18 protein-coding genes and 1 pseudogene are annotated in these 21,322 nt (G+C 58.9%); 14 read left to right on the plus strand and 5 right to left on the minus strand.

Annotated features, from left to right (window positions below):
* The first annotated feature begins 21 nt into the window (after nt 1-21).
* From pspB to ACQUTI_RS24615, 7 genes are all read left to right on the plus strand, one after another.
* On the plus strand, nt 22-246 hold the full coding sequence (pspB, locus tag ACQUTI_RS24585) for an envelope stress response membrane protein PspB (protein ID WP_002901911.1): 225 nt from the start codon (nt 22-24) through the stop codon (nt 244-246).
* Nucleotides 246-605: an envelope stress response membrane protein PspC gene (gene pspC, locus ACQUTI_RS24590; RefSeq protein WP_004203911.1), complete on the plus strand. Its 360-nt coding sequence runs from the start codon at nt 246-248 to the stop codon at nt 603-605. Before pspB ends, pspC begins: the two co-directional genes overlap by 1 nt.
* Nucleotides 606-633: 28 nt before the next feature.
* Nucleotides 634-852 carry a phage shock protein PspD gene (pspD, locus tag ACQUTI_RS24595; protein ID WP_168234195.1) on the plus strand — a complete coding sequence of 73 codons (219 nt, stop codon included), beginning with the start codon at nt 634-636 and terminating at the stop codon, nt 850-852.
* Nucleotides 853-954: 102 nt separating this feature from the next.
* Complete coding sequence (locus tag ACQUTI_RS24600) at nt 955-2,352, plus strand: YcjX family protein (protein WP_335895017.1); 1,398 nt, start codon at nt 955-957, stop codon at nt 2,350-2,352.
* Complete coding sequence (locus ACQUTI_RS24605; RefSeq protein ID WP_335895016.1) at nt 2,349-3,410, plus strand: YcjF family protein; 1,062 nt, start codon at nt 2,349-2,351, stop codon at nt 3,408-3,410. The genes ACQUTI_RS24600 and ACQUTI_RS24605 overlap by 4 nt, the downstream gene beginning before the upstream one ends.
* A 227-nt stretch (nt 3,411-3,637) precedes the next feature.
* Nucleotides 3,638-5,179, plus strand: coding sequence for a transcriptional regulator TyrR (tyrR, locus tag ACQUTI_RS24610; RefSeq protein WP_004203915.1), 1,542 nt, complete (start codon nt 3,638-3,640; stop codon nt 5,177-5,179).
* Nucleotides 5,180-5,279: 100 nt separating this feature from the next.
* Nucleotides 5,280-6,332 (plus strand): AbrB family transcriptional regulator, encoded by a 1,053-nt coding sequence (locus ACQUTI_RS24615; RefSeq protein ID WP_004203916.1) that lies wholly within the window; start codon nt 5,280-5,282, stop codon nt 6,330-6,332.
* A gap of 70 nt (nt 6,333-6,402) precedes the next feature.
* Here the strand turns inward: ACQUTI_RS24615 and tpx are convergent, their stop codons facing one another.
* Nucleotides 6,403-6,909 carry a thiol peroxidase gene (gene tpx / locus ACQUTI_RS24620; RefSeq protein ID WP_004203917.1) on the minus strand — a complete coding sequence of 169 codons (507 nt, stop codon included), beginning with the start codon at nt 6,907-6,909 and terminating at the stop codon, nt 6,403-6,405.
* Between the two features lie 102 nt (nt 6,910-7,011).
* On the opposite strand from tpx, the gene ycjG reads away from it, so the two are divergent.
* The gene (gene ycjG / locus ACQUTI_RS24625) at nt 7,012-7,977 is read left to right on the plus strand and encodes an L-Ala-D/L-Glu epimerase (protein ID WP_043521190.1); all 966 of its coding nucleotides are present in this window, start codon (nt 7,012-7,014) and stop codon (nt 7,975-7,977) included.
* A gap of 2 nt (nt 7,978-7,979) precedes the next feature.
* Here the strand turns inward: ycjG and mpaA are convergent, their stop codons facing one another.
* Complete coding sequence (gene mpaA / locus ACQUTI_RS24630) at nt 7,980-8,687, minus strand: murein tripeptide amidase MpaA (protein ID WP_023318054.1); 708 nt, start codon at nt 8,685-8,687, stop codon at nt 7,980-7,982.
* 72 nt (nt 8,688-8,759) lie between these two features.
* On the opposite strand from mpaA, the pseudogene ACQUTI_RS24635 reads away from it, so the two are divergent.
* From ACQUTI_RS24635 to ACQUTI_RS24645, 3 genes and pseudogenes are all read left to right on the plus strand, one after another.
* Nucleotides 8,760-8,873, plus strand: a pseudogene (locus tag ACQUTI_RS24635) (hypothetical protein); the annotation flags it as partial.
* Nucleotides 8,874-10,490: a peptide ABC transporter substrate-binding protein gene (locus ACQUTI_RS24640; RefSeq protein ID WP_053810936.1), complete on the plus strand. Its 1,617-nt coding sequence runs from the start codon at nt 8,874-8,876 to the stop codon at nt 10,488-10,490.
* A 412-nt stretch (nt 10,491-10,902) separates the two neighbouring features.
* Complete coding sequence (locus ACQUTI_RS24645) at nt 10,903-11,562, plus strand: hypothetical protein (protein WP_428923400.1); 660 nt, start codon at nt 10,903-10,905, stop codon at nt 11,560-11,562.
* Nucleotides 11,563-12,007: 445 nt separating this feature from the next.
* On the opposite strand, the gene ACQUTI_RS24650 is transcribed toward ACQUTI_RS24645, so the two are convergent.
* Nucleotides 12,008-12,892: a LysR family transcriptional regulator gene (locus ACQUTI_RS24650; RefSeq protein WP_004203922.1), complete on the minus strand. Its 885-nt coding sequence runs from the start codon at nt 12,890-12,892 to the stop codon at nt 12,008-12,010.
* A gap of 169 nt (nt 12,893-13,061) precedes the next feature.
* On the opposite strand from ACQUTI_RS24650, the gene ACQUTI_RS24655 reads away from it, so the two are divergent.
* From ACQUTI_RS24655 to ACQUTI_RS24665, 3 genes are all read left to right on the plus strand, one after another.
* Nucleotides 13,062-14,195 (plus strand): alpha/beta hydrolase, encoded by a 1,134-nt coding sequence (locus ACQUTI_RS24655; protein ID WP_335895014.1) that lies wholly within the window; start codon nt 13,062-13,064, stop codon nt 14,193-14,195.
* Between the two features lie 68 nt (nt 14,196-14,263).
* Nucleotides 14,264-15,466, plus strand: coding sequence for an MFS transporter (locus ACQUTI_RS24660; RefSeq protein WP_428923401.1), 1,203 nt, complete (start codon nt 14,264-14,266; stop codon nt 15,464-15,466).
* Nucleotides 15,467-15,544: 78 nt separating this feature from the next.
* Nucleotides 15,545-16,414 carry an aldo/keto reductase gene (locus tag ACQUTI_RS24665; RefSeq protein WP_049092477.1) on the plus strand — a complete coding sequence of 290 codons (870 nt, stop codon included), beginning with the start codon at nt 15,545-15,547 and terminating at the stop codon, nt 16,412-16,414.
* 24 nt (nt 16,415-16,438) lie between these two features.
* On the opposite strand, the gene ACQUTI_RS24670 is transcribed toward ACQUTI_RS24665, so the two are convergent.
* Nucleotides 16,439-18,637, minus strand: coding sequence for a glycosyl hydrolase 2 galactose-binding domain-containing protein (locus ACQUTI_RS24670; RefSeq protein WP_428923402.1), 2,199 nt, complete (start codon nt 18,635-18,637; stop codon nt 16,439-16,441).
* Nucleotides 18,627-21,320 (minus strand): response regulator, encoded by a 2,694-nt coding sequence (locus ACQUTI_RS24675; RefSeq protein ID WP_428923403.1) that lies wholly within the window; start codon nt 21,318-21,320, stop codon nt 18,627-18,629. Before ACQUTI_RS24675 ends, ACQUTI_RS24670 begins: the two co-directional genes overlap by 11 nt.
* Between the last annotated feature and the right edge of the window lie 2 nt (nt 21,321-21,322).

The following is a 21,322-nucleotide window of genomic DNA, read 5'->3' on the forward strand; positions in this document are numbered from 1 at the left end:
CACCCCCTGTAAGGAGTACACATGAGCATGCTTTTTCTCGCCATTCCGCTGACGCTGTTTGTGCTGTTTGTTCTGCCGGTCTGGCTATGGCTGCACTACAACAATCGCGGCGCCAACGGCAGTCTGACGCAAAATGAGCAGCAACGGCTGCTGCAGTTGACCGATGACGCGAAGCGGATGCGCGAGCGCATTCAGGCGCTGGAAGCGATCCTGGATGCCGAACATCCGAACTGGAGAGACAAATAATGGCTGGACTGGATCTGAATAAAAAACTGTGGCGTATTCCGCAGCGCGGAATGGTGAAGGGCGTCTGCGCGGGCATTGCTCAGCATCTTGACGTCCCGGTGAAGCTGGTGCGCCTGATTACCGTGCTGGCGATGATTTTTGGCCTCTTTTTCTTCGTCCTGGTGGCCTACATCATTCTGACCTTCGCCCTGGACCCGATGCCGGACAGTGAGCTGTACGGCCATAAAGCGCCGAGCAATGGCGATCTGTTGGCCGCCGTGGATGCCGAACTGGCCTCCGGCGAACAGCGTCTGCGTGAGATGGAACGGTACGTCACCTCCGACACCTTTACGCTGCGCAGCCGCTTTCGTCAGCTGTAAACCCTGTTGTTAACGAGTGAGGCAACGCATGAATAGCAAATGGCAACGCGCCGGGCAGCAGGTGAAGCCCGGTCTGAAAATCGTCGGTAAGCTGGCGCTGCTGACCGCGCTGCGTTATGGCCCGGCGGGCGTTGCCGGCTGGGCGGTCAAATCGGTCGCGCGGCGGCCGCTGAAAATGCTGCTGGCGGTGGCGCTGGAGCCGCTGCTCAGCCGGCTGGCCAACCGCGTCATGCGCGGGATGAAATAACGCCGCCGTGGGGAAGGCGCAAAAGGATTAACGTTGTCCTGCTTATTCCCGGCGGATAGCTTATGATGACGAGACACACCTTCAGGGCATAACGGACTGGCGATGAAGCGACTGAAAACTGAACTGAATGCGCTGGTCAACCGCGGGGTTGACCGGCATTTACGCCTGGCGGTGACCGGCCTGAGCCGCAGCGGCAAAACGGCGTTTATCACCGCGCTGGTCAACCAACTGCTAAATATTCACACCGGCGCCCGCCTGCCGCTGCTGAGCGCCGCGCGCGAAGAGCGACTGCTTGGGGTCAAGCGCGTGCCGCAGCGGGACTTCGGCATTCCGCGATTCACCTACGATGAAGGGCTGGCCCAGCTGTACGGCCAGCCGCCCATGTGGCCAACCCCGACGCGCGGCGTGAGCGAGATCCGTCTCGCGCTGCGCTACCGTTCCAATGACTCCCTGCTGCGCCACTTTAAAGACACCTCCACGCTGTATCTGGAGATTGTCGACTATCCGGGGGAGTGGCTGCTCGATTTACCGATGCTGGCGCAGGATTATCTGAGCTGGTCGCGGCAGATGACCGGACTCCTGCAGGGACAGCGTGCAGAGTGGTCGGCCCGCTGGCGGCAGCTCTGCGCCGGGCTGGATCCGCTGGCTCCTGCCGACGAGGCCCGTCTGGCCGACATCGCCGCCGCCTGGACGGACTATCTGCACGCCTGTAAGCGCGAAGGGTTGCACTTTATCCAGCCCGGGCGCTTTGTCCTGCCCGGCGAAATGGCCGGCGCGCCGGCGCTACAGTTCTTCCCATGGCCAGACGTCGACGCCGTCGGCGAAGCCAAGCTGGCGCAAGCTGATAAACACAGCAACGCCGGCATGCTGCGCGAACGCTATAAGTACTACTGCGAAAAGGTAGTGAAGGGGTTCTACAAAGAGCACTTCCTGCGCTTCGACCGGCAGATTGTGCTGGTGGACTGCCTGCAGCCGCTCAACAGCGGGCCGCAGGCGTTTAACGATATGCGCCTGGCGCTGACCCAGCTGATGCAAAGTTTCCATTACGGGCAGCGCACCTTATTTCGCCGGCTGTTTTCGCCGGTCATCGACAAGCTGCTGTTCGCTGCCACCAAAGCCGACCACGTCACGGTGGATCAGCACAGCAATATGGTGTCGCTCCTGCAGCAGTTGATCCAGGATGCATGGCAGAATGCCGCCTTCGAGGGGATCAGTATGGATTGCCTGGGGCTGGCGTCCATTCAGGCGACCCAGAGCGGGCGGATTGAGCTGAACGGCGAGAAAATTCCCGCCCTGCGCGGCAATCGGCTGAGCGACGGCCAGCCGTTGACCATCTATCCCGGCGAGGTGCCGGCGCGCCTGCCGGGCCAGGCCTTCTGGCAGCAGCAGGGCTTTCAGTTTGAAAACTTTCGTCCGCAGGTCATGGATGTCGATCGGCCCTTGCCGCACATTCGCCTCGACGCGGCGCTGGAATTTTTGATTGGAGATAAACTGCGATGAGCGAACCGTTAAAACCGCGGATTGATTTTGATGGCCCGCTGCAGGCGGAAAAAACGCCGCCGCTGAAAAGCGCTCGCGCCTTCGACCGACTGGAAGCCGATAACTTCGCGCCGGCGCGTCTGGTGACCGGCGAAGAGGAAGAGGGGGCGGCAGAAGCGGTGGTGGAGTCAGTGCTGCGGCCGAAACGCAGTCTGTGGCGGCGGATGGTCAGCGCTGGCCTGGCGATCTTCGGCCTCAGCGTCGTGGCGCAAGGGGTGCAGTGGACCGCCAACGCCTGGCAGACCCAGGACTGGATTGCGCTGGGCGGCTGCGTCGCCGGGGCGCTGATCGTCGGCGCCGGCGTCGGATCGGTGGCCACCGAGTGGCGCCGCCTGTGGCGACTGCGCCAGCGCGCCCACGAACGCGATGAAGCCCGCGATATGCTGCACAGTCACGCGGTCGGTAAAGGGAAAGCCTTTTGTGAGAAGCTGGCGCAGCAGGCCGGGCTGGATCAGTCGCATCCGGCGCTGCAGCGCTGGTATGCCGCCATCCACGAAACGCAAAGCGACCGGGAAGTGGTCAGCCTCTATGCCCAACTGGTGCAGCCGGTGCTTGATGCTCAGGCGCGGCGGGAAATCAGCCGTTCGGCGGCGGAGTCGACGCTGATGATCGCCGTCAGCCCGCTGGCGCTGGTGGATATGGCGTTTATCGCCTGGCGCAATCTGCGGTTGATCAACCGGATTGCCACCCTGTACGGCATTGAGCTCGGGTATTACAGCCGCCTGCGCCTGTTTCGCCTGGTGCTGCTGAATATCGCTTTCGCCGGCGCCAGCGAACTGGTGCGCGAGGTGGGCATGGACTGGATGTCGCAGGATCTGGCGGCCCGGTTGTCGGCGCGCGCTGCGCAGGGCATCGGCGCCGGCCTGCTCACCGCCCGCCTCGGGATCAAGGCGATGGAGCTGTGCCGCCCACTGCCGTGGCTCGCCGATGATAAACCGCGGCTCGGCGATTTTCGTCGCGAGCTGATTGGCCAGCTGAAAGAGACCCTGCAGAAAAGCAAAACCAGTCCGGAGAAGTAACCTCCGCTCAGAGACATTGCCGGGCGGCGGCTTCGCCTTGCCCGGCCTTGAGGTTATGTAGAATCCCGGCTCGCCCTGGCGTCAATTTCACCACTGACCGCCTGACTTTACGGCGCAACGCCCATTTTTCCGCCATGCTGTCAATAATTGTTGACAGTTAGCTTCCCGAAAGTCCATTCCTGGCCTATTATTCTCCGGTCATTGGCACTTTTAGGGTGAACACTCCCATGCGTCTTGAAGTCTTTTGTGAAGACCGCCTCGGTCTGACTCGTGAATTGCTCGATTTGCTGGTGCTGCGCGGCATTGATCTGCGTGGTATCGATATTGACCCTATTGGCCGTATCTACCTCAATTTTGCCGAACTGGAGTTTGCCACCTTCAGCAGCCTGATGGCGGAGATCCGCCGTATCGCCGGCGTGACAGACGTGCGCACCGTGCCGTGGATGCCATCTGAGCGTGAACATCTTGCGCTCAGCGCGCTGCTGGTGGCGATGCCGGAGCCGGTGCTGTCGCTGGATACCAAAGGCAGGGTCGAACTGGCCAACCCCGCCAGCTGCCTGCTGTTTGGCCAAAGCCAGGCGAAGCTGCGCAACCATCCGGTGGCCCAGCTGATCGCCGATTTCAACGTCCAGCGCTGGCTGGAAAGTAGCCCGCAGGAGACGCATGCGGAGCATGTGGTGGTGAACGGGCAGAACTACCTGCTGGAAGTGACCCCGGTCTATCTGGAAGGGGAGCATAACGAGCGAGTGCTGACCGGCGCCGTGGCGATGCTGCGCTCAACCGTGCGCATGGGACGGCAGCTGCAGACCATGACCAGCCAGGACACCAGCGCCTTCAGTCAGATCCTCGCGGTGGGGCCGAAAATGCGCCACGTGGTGGAGCAAGCGCGCAAGCTGGCGATGCTCAGCGCGCCGCTGTTGATTGTCGGCGATACGGGCACCGGCAAAGATCTGCTGGCGCATGCCTGCCATCTGGCCAGCCCGCGGGCGGGCAAACCCTATCTGGCGCTTAACTGTGGCTCCATTCCCGAGGACGCGGTCGAGAGCGAACTGTTCGGCGACGCCCTGCAGGGCAAAAAAGGCTTCTTCGAGCAGGCCAACGGCGGTTCGGTACTGCTGGATGAAATTGGCGAGATGTCGCCGCGAATGCAGACCAAGCTGCTGCGCTTTCTCAACGACGGCACCTTCCGCCGCGTCGGCGAGGATCATGAAGTACACGTCGATGTGCGGGTGATCTGCGCGACGCAGAAAAACCTGGTCGAGCTGGTGCAGAAAGGGCTGTTCCGCGAAGATCTCTACTATCGCCTCAACGTCCTGACCCTGTATCTACCGCCGCTGCGCGACTGCCCGCAGGACATTATGCCGCTGACGGAGCTGTTTGTTGCCCGCTTTGCTGATGAGCAGGGGATCCCGCGGCCGAAGCTCTCCGCCGACCTGAGTACGGTGCTTACCCGCTACAGCTGGCCCGGCAACGTTCGTCAGCTGAAGAATGCTGTCTATCGCGCGCTAACCCAGCTGGAAGGATTCGAACTGCGTCCGCAGGACATTCTGCTGCCGGACCACGACGTCGCCTCGCTGCCGGTGGGCGAGGAGGCCATGGAAGGGTCGCTGGACGACATTACCCGCCGTTTTGAGCGCTCGGTGCTGACCCAGCTCTATCGCAGCTACCCCAGCACCCGTAAGCTGGCGAAGCGGCTGGGGGTGTCGCATACCGCCATCGCTAATAAGCTGCGTGAATATGGTCTGAGTCAGAAAAAGGGCGACGAATAATCCCGCCAGGCCGGCGACCTATGTCGCCGGCATTCGGCCTGCAAAGCGGGCCAAACCTGTATATACTGGTTTTTTAATTCTTTTTCCGGGGTGGTGCATCTTGGCGTCGCGTCGCGCGATCGGGCAGTGGCTGATATTGCTGCTGCTCTCCGTTCTCTTTTCCTCGCTGCTGTTACGCCTTCATTTGCCGGCAGCGCTGCTGCTGGGGCCGCTGATCGCCGGTCTCATTTTGAGCCTGCGCGGGGTGAAGCTGAGCATACCTCGCCCCTGTTATCTGGCGGCGCAGGCCATTGTTGGCTGCATGATCGCCAGGGCGATTAATCCCTCTGTTTTTGGCGTACTGTTCGCTAACTGGGCGCTGGTGCTGGCGATCCTGTTGACCACCCTGGCGATCAGTGGTCTCACCGGCTGGCTGTTGGTTCGCTATAGCGCGCTGCCGGGCGCCACCGGCGCCTGGGGAAGCTCTCCCGGCGGGGCGTCGGCAATGGTAGTGATGGCTCAGGAGTACGGGGCAGATGTGCGGCTGGTGGCGCTGATGCAGTATCTACGGGTGCTGTTTGTCGTCGGCGCGGCGGCGCTGGTGGTGCGCTATGCCCTGGGCAACGAGGCGCAGGCAATGAGCCAGGCCATCGTCTGGTTTGCGCCGTTGACCCTCAATTTTCCTATCACGCTGTTGCTGACGGCGGCGGCCTGTTGGCTGGGCGTCCGGCTGCGTATCCCTTCCGGCGCCATGCTGCTGCCGATGCTGTTCGGCGCGCTGGTCCAGGGCGGCGGCTGGGTGATGCTGGAGCTGCCGGAGTGGTTGCTGGCGATGGCCTACGCGGTGCTGGGCTGGACGGTGGGCCTGCAGTTTAACAAAGCGGTTTTTCTACTGGCCCTGAAGACGCTGCCGCAGATTATCGCCTCCATCCTCGGGCTGATCCTGATGTGCGCCCTGATGGCCCTTGCCCTGACTCATATTTTGCCGATGGACTTTATGACCGCCTATCTGGCCACCAGCCCCGGCGGGCTGGACACCGTGGCGATTATCGCCGCCGGTACCCGGGCGGATATGTCGTTCATCATGGCGCTGCAGACGCTGCGGCTGTTTACCATTTTGCTGACCGGTCCGGCGATGGCGCGGACGATTTCCCGCTATGCGCCGCGGCAATAAAAAGCCCCCGCAGAGCGGGGGCTGAGCAAAGCGAATGTCCGCAGGCGCGCTGCGCCAGGGCAGTCTGTTATCAGGCTTTCAGGGCGGCCAGCGCGGCGTCGTAGTCTGGCTCTTCGGTGATTTCGTTCACCAGCTGGCTGTAGACGACCTGATCGTTTTCATCGATAACGACCACGGCGCGAGCGGCCAGGCCAGCCAGCGGACCGGCAGAGATAGCGACGCCGTAGTCAGCGAGGAACGATGCGCCGCGCAGCGTGGAAAGGGTCACCACGTTGCTCAGGCCTTCGGCGCCGCAGAAGCGAGACTGGGCGAACGGCAGGTCAGCGGAAATGCACAGCACCACGGTGTTGTCCAGTTCAGCGGCCAGCTGGTTGAATTTACGCACTGATGCGGCGCACACGCCGGTATCAATGCTCGGGAAAATATTCAGTACTTTACGTTTGCCGGCGTACTGGCTCAGCGCGACGTCAGAGAGATCTTTGGCGACCAGCGTAAACGGCTGCGCTTTAGCGCCTGCCTGCGGAATGGTGCCCTGAACAGAAACGGGGTTGCCCTGGAAATGCACGGTTTGTGACATGGTTATCTTCCTGTTTACATATAGTTAACGTCGCGAGTAGTGTATGACATCCGCCAGCTACACGGCAAACCCTATTTAACATTGACCAGAGAGGACAAGGGAATGCGTAACGTGCGAGTGTATGAGGAAGCCTGGCCGCTCCACACCCCCTTTGTGATCGCCCGCGGCAGCCGCAGCGAAGCAAAAGTGGTGGTGGTGGAACTGGAAGAGGACGGTGTGAAAGGCGTGGGCGAATGCACGCCTTATCCACGCTATGGCGAAAGCATCGCGTCGGTCATGGCCCAGGTGATGGCGATCGGCGAGCAGCTGGAGGCGGGACTTACCCGCGAACAGCTGCAGCGGCTGCTGCCCGCAGGCGCCGCGCGCAATGCCATTGACTGCGCCCTGTGGGATCTGCAGGCGCGGCGCGAAGGCAAAACCTTGCCCCAACTGCTGGGAGTGACGTTGCCCGAGCGGGTGATCACCGCCCAGACGGTGGTCATTGGCACGGCGGATCAGATGGCGGCCAGCGCCGCGGCGCTGTGGCAGAAGGGTGCTCAACTGTTGAAGGTGAAGCTCGACGACCGGCTTATCAGCGAGCGGTTAATCGCTATTCGCCAGGCGGCGCCGCAGGCCACGTTGATTGTCGATGCCAATGAATCCTGGCACAGCGAGGGGCTGGCGGCGCGCTGCCAGCTGCTGGCGGACCTCGGCGTGGCGATGCTTGAGCAGCCGCTCCCCGCCGACGCCGATGCGGCGCTGGAAAACTTCGTTCATCCGTTACCGATTTGCGCCGACGAGAGCTGCCATACCCGGGAGAGCCTGCCGAGGCTGCGCGGGCGCTATGAGATGATCAATATCAAACTGGACAAAACCGGCGGCCTGACCGAAGCGCTGGCCCTGGCCGGGGAGGCGGAACGGCAGGGCTTTGAACGGATGCTGGGCTGTATGCTCTGCACCTCGCGCGGGATCGCCGCCGCGCTCCCCCTGGCGCCGCTGGCGCGCTTCGCCGACCTCGACGGCCCGACATGGCTGGCGGTGGACGTTGAGCCGGCGCTGCGGTTCAGCACCGGCGTGCTTCATCTTTAAGTTTAAGCCTGCCAGCGCAGCAGGTCGGTCATCGCCGGCAGGTAACGCTCCGTTGCCTCGTCGGCAGAGACCGGCGGAAACTCGGCGGTGATGCAGGGGAGCCCGATATCGGCGCACCAGCTGCCAAAGGAACCTGGGGTGTCGTAGCCCACGCTGCCCACCAGCGGCAGTGAGAAGGCGTCCGCCAGCCAGTGTCCCAGCGGGCTGTGTCCCGGGTCTTCGATGCAGGCCAGCGGATCGTGAAAGGAGACCACCCACGCCGGATGGATCTGATGGATCAACTGACACAGGGCCTGGGTCTCCCGCTCCGAACCAGGCTGCTCGCCGGTCAACAGCACCACGTCTCGTTCCGCCGCCGCGCTGTTCCAGCGGTACACCGTTTCCCCTTGTCTCCAGTTAGCGGCCGGAAAGTTACGGTTGAGGTCCACGCCGCGGGCGTTAGCGCGTAGCCCGAGCTGACAGCCGTCAGGATTGACCGTCAGGACCACGTGGTGGCGGCGTAGCTCCGGCTTCAGAGTGCGCAGGGCGCAGGAGAGGGTCACAATCGACGAATTCTCATCGCCGTGGGTGCCGGCAATAATCAGGCCGCTGCGGCTGTCGGCCATCGGCGCAGGAAACCACAGCAGCGGCGCGCCCAGTTCAGAGCTGCCGTACTGCCGGGTTCCCGGCGGAAAGTCGCCGCGCTGCGGGCGAGGACGTGAAATAGACATAGGGCTTCCTGTGTGTCGTTATTATTCAGTGTTGGCGAAAAGCGTGTTGGAATCAAACCCATTCCCTGAGGCGTGAAATCCGACGGCACATCAATTTTCTATCATATGTTGTTTGCAATTTCAGGTGATGAAACAAATAATTATCGCTCTGTTGGCGGTGTTTTTTCTCATTTTAAAGGGGATCTTATGAAGTATCCTGTCGCTTTGACATGCGGCGCGCTGTGGTTAGCCAGCGTATCTTCTCTGGCCTGGGCGGCGGACGTACCGCCGGGCACGGTACTGGCGGAAAAACAGCAGTTGGTGCGCCATATCAAAGATGAACCCGCCTCGTTAGATCCCGCCAAAGCGGTGGGCCTGCCGGAAATCCAGGTGATCCGCGATCTGTTTGAAGGTTTAGTCAATCAGGATGCGAAAGGCAACCTGGTGCCGGGGGTGGCGACCCGCTGGCAGAGCAATGATAACCGCGTCTGGACCTTTACCCTGCGCGATAACGCCCGCTGGTCCGACGGTACGCCGGTCACCGCCGAGGATTTCGTCTATAGCTGGCGGCGTCTGGTGGATCCGAAAACCACTTCGCCGTTCGCCTGGTTCGCGGCGCTGGCGGGGATCGCCAACGCGCAGAACATCATCGACGGCAAAGCCGCGCCGGAAACCCTGGGGGTCACCGCCGTCGACGCCCACACCCTGCGGGTGCAGCTGGATAAGCCGCTGCCATGGTTCAGCAACCTGACCGCCAGCTTTGCCTTCTACCCGGTACAAAAGGCGAACGTCGACAGCGGGGCAAACTGGACGCGGCCCGGCAGCCTGGTGGGCAATGGCGCCTATGTTCTGAAAGATCGCGTCGTGAATGAAAAGCTGGTAGTGGTGCCCAACACCCACTACTGGGATAACGCCAAAACGGTGATCCAGCAGGTCACCTTTGTGCCGATCAACCAGGAGTCCGCCGCCACCAAACGCTATCTGGCCGGCGATATCGATATCACCGAATCTTTCCCGAAAAATATGTACCAGAAGCTGCTGAAGGATATTCCGGGGCAGGTGTATACCCCGCCGCAGCTGGGCACCTACTATTACGCCTTTAATACCCAAAAAGGGCCGACGGCGGACGAGCGGGTGCGACTGGCGCTGAGTATGACCATCGATCGCCGGGTGATGGCGGAGAAGGTGCTGGGGACCGGGGAAAAACCGGCCTGGCGCTTTACCCCGGACGTAACGGCGGGCTTCACGCCGCAGCCGTCGCAGTTTGAGAGCATGAGTCAGGCCGAGCTTAACGCCCAGGCGAAAGCCCTGTTGGCCGCCGCCGGCTATGGCCCGAATCGCCCGCTGAAGCTGACGCTGCTGTATAACACCTCTGAGAACCACCAGAAGATTGCCATCGCGGTGGCGTCGATGTGGAAGAAGAACCTCGGCGTGGAAGTGAAGCTGCAGAATCAGGAGTGGAAAACCTATATCGACAGCCGCAACACCGGCAATTTCGATGTGATCCGCGCCTCGTGGGTAGGGGATTACAACGAGCCGTCCACCTTCCTGTCGCTGCTGACTTCCACCCACAGCGGAAATATCTCCCGCTTTAACGATCCGGCATACGATAAAATCCTCGCCCAGGCGGCGGTGGAGAATTCGGCCAAAGCGCGTAACGACGATTACAACGCGGCGGAGAAGATCATTATGGCCAAAGCGCCAATTGCGCCGATCTACCAGTACACCAACGGTCGGCTGATTAAGCCGTGGCTGAAAGGCTACCCGATCACCAACCCGGAAGATGTGGCCTACAGCCGTACCATGTATATCGTTAAACACTGATGCGTACTGGCCTCCTGCTCAGGGCAGGTAGCCATTGCTGAACCCAGAACTGGCGCGGATTGCGGCGCCAGTTATTTATTAATAAGTAAATCAGCCAATTGAGAATTTGGTGCTTTAAGCTTTGCCAGATCTTAAAAATTAATATCGTCATTCCTATAATTATGAACCATAATTAAATAACATTTTATGTTCGAAATATATAAAAAGGCTGTCCTTTTCATATTATATATTCAGTAACTGGTCGCACCGAAGATCGACTTAAGTGAAAATACCAGTTTTCTGTAATCCTGAATTACTAACAATGTACATTGATTTCATATGTCCGGTATGTTCGGTAGCACCATAGAATAGACGAGGGGAAACTATTTCTGTTATAACTGTCTGCAATATTATTTGTTAAAGAAGGAAATTAATGATGGCAAATATACTTCGCTCAATACCTATGCTATTAGTGATTGGTTTTAATCTATTGCTGGCCATCCTGTTTAGTTTGATCTATGCCAGGAAGCATCCGGAAACTGATCTATTCATCATCATAACATTTACTGGTATGTTATTAATTTCTACATATATTATAAATTTCTACTCTGTTCCGACCTTTGCAACTAGTGAGAAAAAGAAAATAAAAGGTGTCTTTCCCGGACGAAGAGGTAAGCTAAAAAGAATTATTACAGACTCGATGGTACTAATCCTGGTTTTTTTTGTATCAGGCTCAATAGTATTTTCAGGGAGTGATTTGAATTATGGTCTTACTCTCTTAGCCATTTCAACAGGCTATTTTACTTTCTTGTTTGTTAATTATTATTTTCTGTGTATGTCAAGAGTAAAAGAAAAGATAGTCAAAATAATAAATAAAATCCTTTTTATTGTGTTCTCGATTATATTGTTTTTTTCTAAGATGATTGCAAATGGTTTTGTTAAAGAGTTTTTTGATGTTGATATCGCTAAAGTTCCTTATATTAGTTGGTCATTCTCGATTCTGTTTGCCATTCCATTTTTTTTGATTACTTCCCACGTGGGGGGGGATGATTTTAGAAGGTACAACAGATTTATTCCGGATAAGAAAAATTAAAGTGCCTTCGATGATCCATTATTCGATATTATGTTTATCTTGCGTTTTTTTTAGCATTAGTTATATTTCTTATTTGGGTAGCGCAGGTTGGTTATTTAATGCTGTGACGAAAAAGGTTTATTCTTATGATACCAGGAGCTCTTTTCAATGCAATAATAAGTACTGGACGATTCCAGAGTTAGGGAGGGATGCGAGGTATCTCGCTGAAACATCTGATAGTTACCGTGTTATCTATATTAGAGGAAATAATGTTAATGTGGAAGTTGTAAAATGTGAAAAAAAAGAAGGATAAATCCGTTTTCCCATTGAAAATGCTAACGATATATTAAAAAAGCCGGTTCCACAGGGAGGCTGACTCACGTAAGGCTGCGAATATTGAGTCTTGATTTAGTGCGGATAGAGGTACATTTTGCCACAGTTCTAAACACGATCCAGGCATCCTCTACTACATTCGCAATGTATCAATGACCGCTCTCAGCGCGGGCGACACATTTCGGTGCGGGTAATAGAGAAATGAACCTTCCAGACGCTGGCTATAGCGCTGGAGCACCCGGATAAGCGTACCGCGTTGCAGATCATCTGTGACCAGCTCCTCCGGGACATAAGCTAGTCCCAGCCCCAGCCGCGCCGCTTTGGCCTCCATATAGCTGTCGGCGAAAGCCCACTGTCCCTGAGGCGGGTGGGTAATTTTTTTGCCTTCCACGTTAAGTTCCCAGGCGTACAGGCTGCCGTCGCCGAACTGATAGGCGATGCAGGGATGACCGGTTAAATCGGCAGGGGTTTGCGGAAAGCCGTAGCGACGAAAATGCTCCGGGGTTCCGACAACCGCCATCTCCATATCGGGCGAAATACGTACCGCAATCATGCCACTCCCCACTTCCGGGCCCAGACGCACGCCCGCATCGAAACGCTCCGCAATAATATCGACGAACCGGCTTTCGGTGATCAGTTCCAGGCGGATATCGGGATAGCGTTGTTTAAATATCGCCAGCTTAGGCAGCAGAACTTTATCAATAGCGTGCTGGCTGGCATTGATGCGAACCGTACCGGACGGTGTTTGCCGATAATGGGCCAGCGTGGCGAGTCCCATATCTAAGGCGTCGAAACCGGATTCGACATTGTGATAGAGCTGCTCACCCGCCTGAGTGAGCGACAACCGGCGGGTGGTGCGCACCAGAAGCTGAACGCCCAGCCGCTCTTCGAGTTCGCGAACCGCACGGCTGATCCCGGACTGCGCCAGACCCAGTCGTTGCGCTGCGGCGGTAAAACTGCCTTCCCGCACCACCTGCATAAACAGGTAGAGGTCATTATAGTTTTCCCGTTTCGCCATCTTCCGCCTCGTAACAATCGCGCTATTTAGAACTAAATGGTATTAATCTTAGCATTTTTTAGCCTCTAATAAGCACTTTTATTGCTAGCTACAATAAGCGCATGACAACAAAGCCCAGCAGCGTTGTCCTCTGGAGACTGGTTTTTACACGTTTATTTAGGGGGATTTAATGACGGTTTTCAGCAAAAAAATGACAGCCACGATACCCGCCATGCTGCTATGCGCCTTATTAAGTGGAGCCACAACGATGAGTTATGCTGATACAACTAACCCGAACGCACCTGTTTCATTGATTGAACAATGGGATAAAACATTCCCGGAGAGCGCAAAAGTGGATCACCGTAAGGTGACCTTTCAGAACCGCTACGGGATTACCTTAGTTGGAGATCTCTACCTGCCGAAGGATCGCGGTGAACGCAAACTGGCAGCTATTGCCGTGAGCGGTCCCTTCGGCGCGGTAAAAGAGCAGTCCAGCGGCCTGTATGCCCAGACGCTGGCCGAACAGGGGTTTGTCACCCTGGCGTTTGACCCATCCTATACGGGCGAAAGCGGTGGCTACCCACGCAACGTGGCCTCACCGGATATCAATACCGAGGATTTCAGTGCCGCGGTGGACTTTCTGGGCCTGCAAAAAGAGGTGGATCGCAACCGTATCGGTTTGCTCGGCATTTGCGGCTGGGGGGGTATGGCCCTAAACGACGCGGCGATGGATACACGCGTCAAAGCGGTGGCGACCAGCGTCATGTATGACATGAGCCGCGCGATGGGTTATGGGGTAGGCGATGGCAAAGACCGCTACACGACAGCCGACCGCCGAGCGGTACTGCAGTACTTGAACGCGCAGCGCTGGAAGGATGCGGCAAACGGCACTTTCGCCCCAGGTGGGCATGACATATATGTTGATGATAAAGGCTACGTCAGCGCTGCCGCTCGTATTTTGCCGGAAACCTTGCCCGCCAACCCCAACCCGGTGCTGAAAGAGTTCTTCGATTATTACCGTATGCCGCGAGGTTTCCATGCGCGTTCGGTTAATTCAACCGGGGCATGGAATGCGACGATGCCGCTGTCGTTTATGAATATGCCGCTGCTGAGTTACGCCAGCGAAGTGACTATTCCGACGCTTATTGTGACCGGCGAACAAGCCCATTCACGCTATTTTGCCGAAGATGCTTTCAAGGCGATCGGCACCAAAGAGAAAGCGCTGGTGATTGTCCCTGGGGCAAACCATGTCGATCTCTATGACAACGCCGCGGGCAAAATTCCCTTCGCTACGTTCGCGCAGTTTTTCGAAACCAACCTGTAATCGCTCTCCTGTGCCGGAGACATCCCCAAAGCCGCCTGCAGGCGGCTTTGTTTTGTCGGAGATAAATAATGTCTGGATTACATAACACCCGCGCATACTGGAGCGGCGTCCTGGCGATGACGCTCTGCGTATTTGTGCTCATTGCCTCAGAGTTTATGCCGGTCAGTCTGTTGACACCCATCGCGGGTGATTTACACATTACCGAGGGATTAGCAGGCCAGGGGATCGCGCTTTCTGGCGCGCTGGCGGTACTGACCAGCCTGACGATTTCCCCTCTTACCGGGTCGCTGGACCGTAAATGGCTGCTGCTGGGGCTCACGGCGCTGATGGCGGCCTCAGGATTGATGATTGCCCAGGCGTCCAGTTTTCCGGTTTATATGCTGGGCAGGGCGCTCATCGGGATCGTCATTGGCGGATTCTGGTCATTGTCGGCAGCAACGGCCATTCGGCTGGTGCCGCAACGCCAGGTTCCCCGCGCGCTGGCCATTTTTAACGGTGGTAACGCATTGGCCACGGTCGTCGCTGCCCCGCTGGGCAGCTACCTGGGGGCCACCGTCGGCTGGCGCGGCGCCTTTTTATGTCTCGTCCCGCTGGCGATGGTAGCCTTCATCTGGCAATGCGTTAGCCTGCCATCGATGAAAAGTCAGCGCGCACCACAGCGACAGGGAACCGTGCTGCGTCTGTTCCGTCGCTCGACGGTATCCCTTGGATTGCTGGCCTGCGGGCTGTTCTTTATGGGGCAGTTTACCTTATTTACCTATGTGCGACCGTTTCTGGAGATAGTGACTCGAGTCAAGCCTTCTGGCCTCTCCCTGATATTACTGGCGATTGGCGCCGCCGGTTTTGTCGGCACGCTGCTTATTACGACCGTTCTGAACGCCCGGTTTTATCCGACACTGGTGGCTATCCCTTTGTTAATGGCCGCGATTGCCGGAACGCTTCTGCTGGCCGGGCACCACACAGGTTCAGTCGCCGTACTGTTAAGCTTGTGGGGCCTGCTGGCGACGGCAGCGCCCACCGGCTGGTGGACATGGATTGCGCGGACGCTGCCCGAGGATGCGGAGGCGGGCGGCGGTCTGATGGTCGCCGTGATCCGACTATCGATTGCCCTCGGGTCAACGGCAGGAGGCCTGGTGTTTGATAGTCTGGGATGGCGCAGCACTTTTGCTCTGAGCGGTCTGTTACTTTTGGGCGCGGCAGGGGGGAGCTTCCTGCTTTCTGTCAAACACAGGAGATATCAGCGCACTGCGATTAATGAGCTGGATGCATAAGTCAAATCACAAATGACGGGGTAATCGCGGCGATGTTTCTGGTCTATCATGAAATTTTTAACAAACTGAGACTGCACCGTGGAATATTGTGTATTAAGTAACAACCGTAAAATGCCGATGCTGGGTTTTGGCGTTTTTAAGGTGACCGATAAAGCAGAGTGTAAGCGGGCGGTACTGAACGCTATTCGTGCCGGCTATCGCCTTATCGATACCGCTGCCGTCTACGATAATGAAGATGCGGTGGGGGAGGCCGTTCGCGAAGCCATCGCCGAAGGTCTGTGTACCCGCGAGGCGCTATTTATCACCTCCAAACTGTGGGTTCAGGACATGGCCAACGCCGGGATGGCGAAAGCCGGTATCGCCGCGTCCTTAAAAAAATCCGGGCTGGAATACTTCGATCTTTATCTGTTGCATCAGGCGATGGGCGATTATTTCAGCGCCTGGCGCGCGCTGGAGGAGGCTTATGAGGCCGGTATCCTGAAAGCGATTGGCGTGTCCAATTTCTACGCCCATGTGTTAGCGAACTTCTGCGAAACCGTCAGAATTAAGCCGATGGTGAACCAGGTCGAACTGCATCCTTATTTCGCCCAGCCCGCGGCGCTGGAAACCATGAAGCACTATCACGTTCAGCCGGAAGCCTGGGCGCCGTTAGGCGGCGGCAGACATAACCCGTATGAAGAGGCAACGCTGCAGGAGATTGCCGATGCCCATCATAAAACCATTGCGCAGGTTATCCTGCGCTGGAACGTGCAGCGTGGCGTCACGGTAATTCCAAAATCCACCCGCCAGGAGCGTATTGAAGAGAACTTTGCCATCTGGGATTTCTCGCTCACCGCGCGCGAAATGGCGCAAATCAGCGCTCTGGATTTAGGCTATGTCGGCGAAGCGGTAAAACACTTTAACCCTCAATTCGTTCGCGGTTGTCTGGGGGTGAAAATCCACGACTGATCGCGGCTCAGCGGGAAGCCTCCTTCATTTCGCTGCCTGGGCCGCGGCGACGGGTTCGCTATGCTGGTTAGCCCCCACGCGTTTGCCGCGACGGTTGTCAATACGGTAGACGATCGTCACGGGCTGCTGGCCGGCGGGGGTGACGGTCAGCTCCCTGACCATCTGGCCGGCGTCGGGCGGCAGGGTCCGCGTGGTTTCCCCCTGAGTCAGTATCCGACCATTTTGCCTGACCTGCCAGGTCAGGCGACAATCCTCGCAGGCCGTCCAGGTATCGTTAATCGCCCACAGGCGCACCGTCGCCGGGCTACCCTGACGCCAGCTGGCGGTCACCGGCTCGATGGACGGCAGGATCGGCTGATAGGCGCGCTGCAGGGCATAGTAACCCGCCTTTGGCTGGCGCAGATAATCCACCACCCCCCAGTTGATGGAGGGCCATGTCTCGACAAACATAAACTGGAACAGGGCGGTCACCGGCTGATAACGCTGGCGACGATAGCTCTCCGCCGCCAGGGCCACCAGCCTGGCCTGATACGCCTGGGTGTTTTCAATCATCTCCTGAATATTGTTGCCTCGCGGAATCCCGGCGAATTTAAAGGTCTGGAAAGGCTGAAAATTATGGTACTTCCATCGCACCCAGCCGGGATCGTCGGCGGCGGTGGTTTTCGGCCACAGCAGACGGGCCGGGATAATGGTCTTCAGGGTGGAGAGGCGGGGCAGCGCCTGGGCGCCAAACTCGGTAATAATCCCGGTTTTCGCCGGGGCGAGCAGGTCGCGCAGGGTGCCGAAATACCACCCTGCCCAGTAGTGCTCTTCGACAGCGGAAAAGCGATGCACGATGCGGGAGGTGTCTTCCGCCAGCGCATCGCCCACCCGCTGCGTCAGGGTCTGGTTTAAGGTTTTACGCCAGTCGGGGAAGCGTTTCTCCATCCACGGCGAGTTCCACGGCGGCTCGTTGTGACCGCCCCAGACAATAATCGCCGGCGAATTGCCGAACTGGTCCATCATCGCCCGGGTCTGGCGCACGGCGTTATCGGCGAAGGCGGCGCTATCATCATAACCCCACTGCAGCGGGACATCCTGCCAAATCATGAGTCCCATCTCATCGGCCACCTCATACAGCGCGCGGCCCGCCACGTGGCCATGAACGCGGATGGCGTTGGCGTTCATCGCCGTGACCAGTCTGAAATCCCGGAGATACTTTTTCCGCGTCATGGTGCTCAGCCACGGCGAGCCAATATAGTTGCTGCCCTTGATGAACAGCCGTCTGTCATTGATGCGCCAGCCCTGATTATCCGCCAGCGCTTCCACCTTACGTAATCCGGTGCGGGTGACGGCGGTATCCATGATCCCCCGCTTATCCACGAGGGTGGCGCGCACGCGGTACAGGTTCGGTTTACCTGTGCCCACCGGCCACCAGAGCTTTGCCGAGGGCATGGGCAGCGAGACGCGCAGAGTGCCTGCGGTATTCTCCAGGGTGACCGCAAAGGCCTGCTGAAAAGGCGGGCCGGAAAAATTGTCCGGGGTGGCCGTCAGGCGCAGCGTGACGGGGCCGGGCGTCACGGTCCGATAGCGGATTTCGGCACGCAGCATGGGCTTCTCCAGCCCCTGTCGCCAGTCCGGGCACAGGATCACCTCGTCGATAGTGACGCCGCGGCTCAGATGGAGCTTCACCGGCGCCCAGATCCCCCCGGAGTTGGCATCCTGCCCCTGAACCGACCAGGCGCCGCCCGGACGGGTATCGTGCTGATTGAGGATCCCTTTCATCAGCGTCTTGTGCAGCGGCCAGATCTTTTGCGGGTCTTCATAGGGGCTGTCGACCCGCACGGCGAGCTGATTATGGCGGCGAACGGCCCCGGTGATGTCCACCGGGAAGCGCTGAAAATAGCCTTCGTGCCGGGTCAGCGTCTTGCCGTTGAGCGCCACCTCGGCAAAGTAATCGACGCCGTCAAACACCAGCGTAGCCATGGCGTCCGGCGTCAGGCCATGCAGGGTAAATTGATGGCGATACCACAGGGCGCCCTGATGATCGTATCCGGCGCTGTACCAGTTTGCCGGTACCCGCAGCGTGCTCCAGTCGCCGTCCGAAGCCTGCGCGCCGGCGAAGGCGCTGTCGTTGGCGTCATGCACCCGCCATTGTCCGGCCAGTGACCAGGTCACCGGCGCTGAACCGGCGTGCGCCAGCGGCAGGCAAATGACCAGCAGCAGAAGACGTCTAGCGATCACGGGGAACCTCCTGCGTTCTGCGGCGCAGCCACAGGTGGCAGCCCGCGATCGCCTCGGTCAGCGCGTCGCGCAGGTCGCCCGGCACGCTTTGGTCTGGCGAGGCCGCCTGGCTCTCCAGCCGCTGGAGCACACTGGCAAGGCGTTGAAAACCTAGGGTGGCCGCCTCGCCGCGCAGCTTGTGGGCGGCGCGGCGCCATGTCTCCCGGTCATTGGCGTCAATGGCGTGGTTGAGGGCGGCGGCCGCAGCATTAAGTCCTGCAGCGAAGAGTCCCAGCAACTCCTCGACAAGCTCAGGATCGTCGGCGCACTGTTTCAGCAGGCGGGCTTCGTCCGGCAGGCCTTCCTCTTCCTCCGGCGCGCTATCTTCCGCCGCGCCGACGCGGGCGATGGCTTCCCGTAGCGCCTCCTGGCTCACCGGCTTGGCTATATAGCCGTCAAAACCCATCGCCAGACAGCGTTCTCTATCGCCCTGCATAGCGTGGGCGGTCATGGCAATCGCGGGCTGATGTTGCCTGCCCAGCGCCTGGGTCTCTTCCCGCAGCAGGCGGATGGCGGTTTCACCGTCCATCTCCGGCATTTGCAGATCGATCAGCAGAAGATCCCAGCAGGCTGCGCGCCAGCGCTCCAGCGCTTCCCGACCGTTATTCACCACCTCGCAGCGGTGACCCAACTGCTCCAGCAGCCGTCTGGCGACCTTCTGGTTTACCAGGTTGTCCTCGGCGAGCAGGATATTTAGCCCGGTCTGGTCCCTGACCGGTTGCGCAACGGGGGCAGGCGTTGTCGTCACCACTGGCGTGGGCACCAGTATGCCGGCGATAACCTGATGCAGTTCGCGCTGTGCCACCGGTTTATGCAGATAGTGGGCAATGCCGATGCGCTTAAGCATATTGGCGTCAAAATGACGGCTCATGGAGCTGAGCATAATAATCTGGCTTTGCCGGGCTTCAGGCAAAGCGGAGAGCTCCAGCGCCAGGGATACGCCGTCCATATCCGGCATCTGCGCGTCCAGCAGGATCAGCGGCCATGGCGGGCCTTCGGCGGCCCGGCGTAGCGCCTCGCCAGCGTTGTTCACGCAGGTTGGCATCAGTCCCATCTGGCGAAGCATGGCGTCAAGCAGGCGCAGGTTGGTGCTGTTGTCGTCAACCACCAGCACCCGCTGGTGGTTGAAGCGGCTCAGCGGGGCGCTACCGGAGGCCGCGGCGTTCAGGCCTTCCAGCGGCAGGGTGAAGGCAAATTCGCTGCCTGCCCCAGGCTGGCTCTCCACCGTCAGCTCACCGCCCATCAGGCTGACCAGGCGGGCCGAAATGGTTAACCCCAGTCCGGTGCCTCCGTAGCGACGGGTGGTAGAGCTATCGGCCTGGCTGAAGGCCTCGAAGATCGCCTTTTGCTTCTCCGGGGCAATGCCGATGCCGGTATCGCGAATGCGAAAGCGCCAGTGGTTTTCGTCCTCGGCCGGCGCTATCGCCAGCAGGACCTCCCCCTGATGAGTGAACTTCAGGGCATTACCCAGCAGGTTGGTCAGGATTTGCCGCAGCCGGGGGCCATCGACGATCAGCACCTCAGGCACCGCAGGGGAGATATCCACCAGCAGCTCAATGCCCTTTTCGCTGGCGGCAGGCATATGCGGGCGGATCAGCGACTGAACAAAAGGGCGGATCTCCAGCGGCTCTACGTCCACCTGCATTTTGCCCGACTCAATGCGTGAAAAATCAAGAATGTCATTGATAATGTGCAGCAGCGACTGGGCTGAGCTCATCACCAGCGAAAGGTACTCCCGCTGCTCCGCGGTCAGCGGCGTGTCGAGGCAGAGCTGCGTCATGCCGAGGATGCCGTTCATCGGGGTGCGGATTTCGTGGCTCATATTGGCGAGGAAGGCGCTTTTCGCTTCGTTCGCCTCGCGGGCCTCCTTCGCCGCCTCAATGGCCAGCAGCTCTGCGGCTTTGCGCCGGGTAATATCCTGCAAGGTGCCGATCACCCGCTCTGCCTGCTGCTGCATGTTGAGGGTGACGATCTGCCCCGAGAGCAGCATCCAGCGCCAGCCCTGCGTCGGGTGCTGGACGCGAAGCTCACATTCAAAAACCGGCATGTGCTCGTTTTGCGAGGCGATCATCGCCTGCTGCAGAGTGGCGCGATCGTCCTCGTGGACCAGGTTGAGCATAAAGCGCAGCGGAAAGCGCCACTGCGCCCGCGACTGGCCGACCATCGCCAGCAGGGTGTCATTCACCTGCAGGCTGTCGCCGGAGACCTGCCAGTCCCAGATGCCGATCTGGATCGACTCCGCGGTGAATAAAAAGTCATCATGCAGTTGATGACGCGAACGCCGGGCCTCGTCAAGCTCGGTGATGTCGGTATGCAGGCTGACAATCCCGCCATCCGCCAGCCGCTGATGCTGAACGTAAATCCGGCGGTTGCCCGACTGGCGGACCTCGCAGTGGTTCGTCTGGCGGCAGTTGCGGATAATCGCCTCGCGCAGCGTCTGTTGCCGGCCTGGGTCGATGTTGTATCCGGCATCGATAAACTTTTCCGCCAGGCTCTCAAGAGAGGCGCCGACGGCAAGCCAGGGCGCGATCGTTGGATAAAACAGCGCCACCTTATCATTCCAGGCCTGCAGTCGTTCGCGCTCATCGTAGATCATCACCGCCGAGGGCAGGAGGTTAAGGTCGTTACGGTTAGCGGCATGCATGA

The sequence above is a fragment of the Klebsiella sp. 7-CIP_Kleb. genome, assembly GCF_050378655.1.
Classification (GTDB): Bacteria; Pseudomonadota; Gammaproteobacteria; order Enterobacterales; family Enterobacteriaceae; genus Klebsiella; species Klebsiella quasipneumoniae.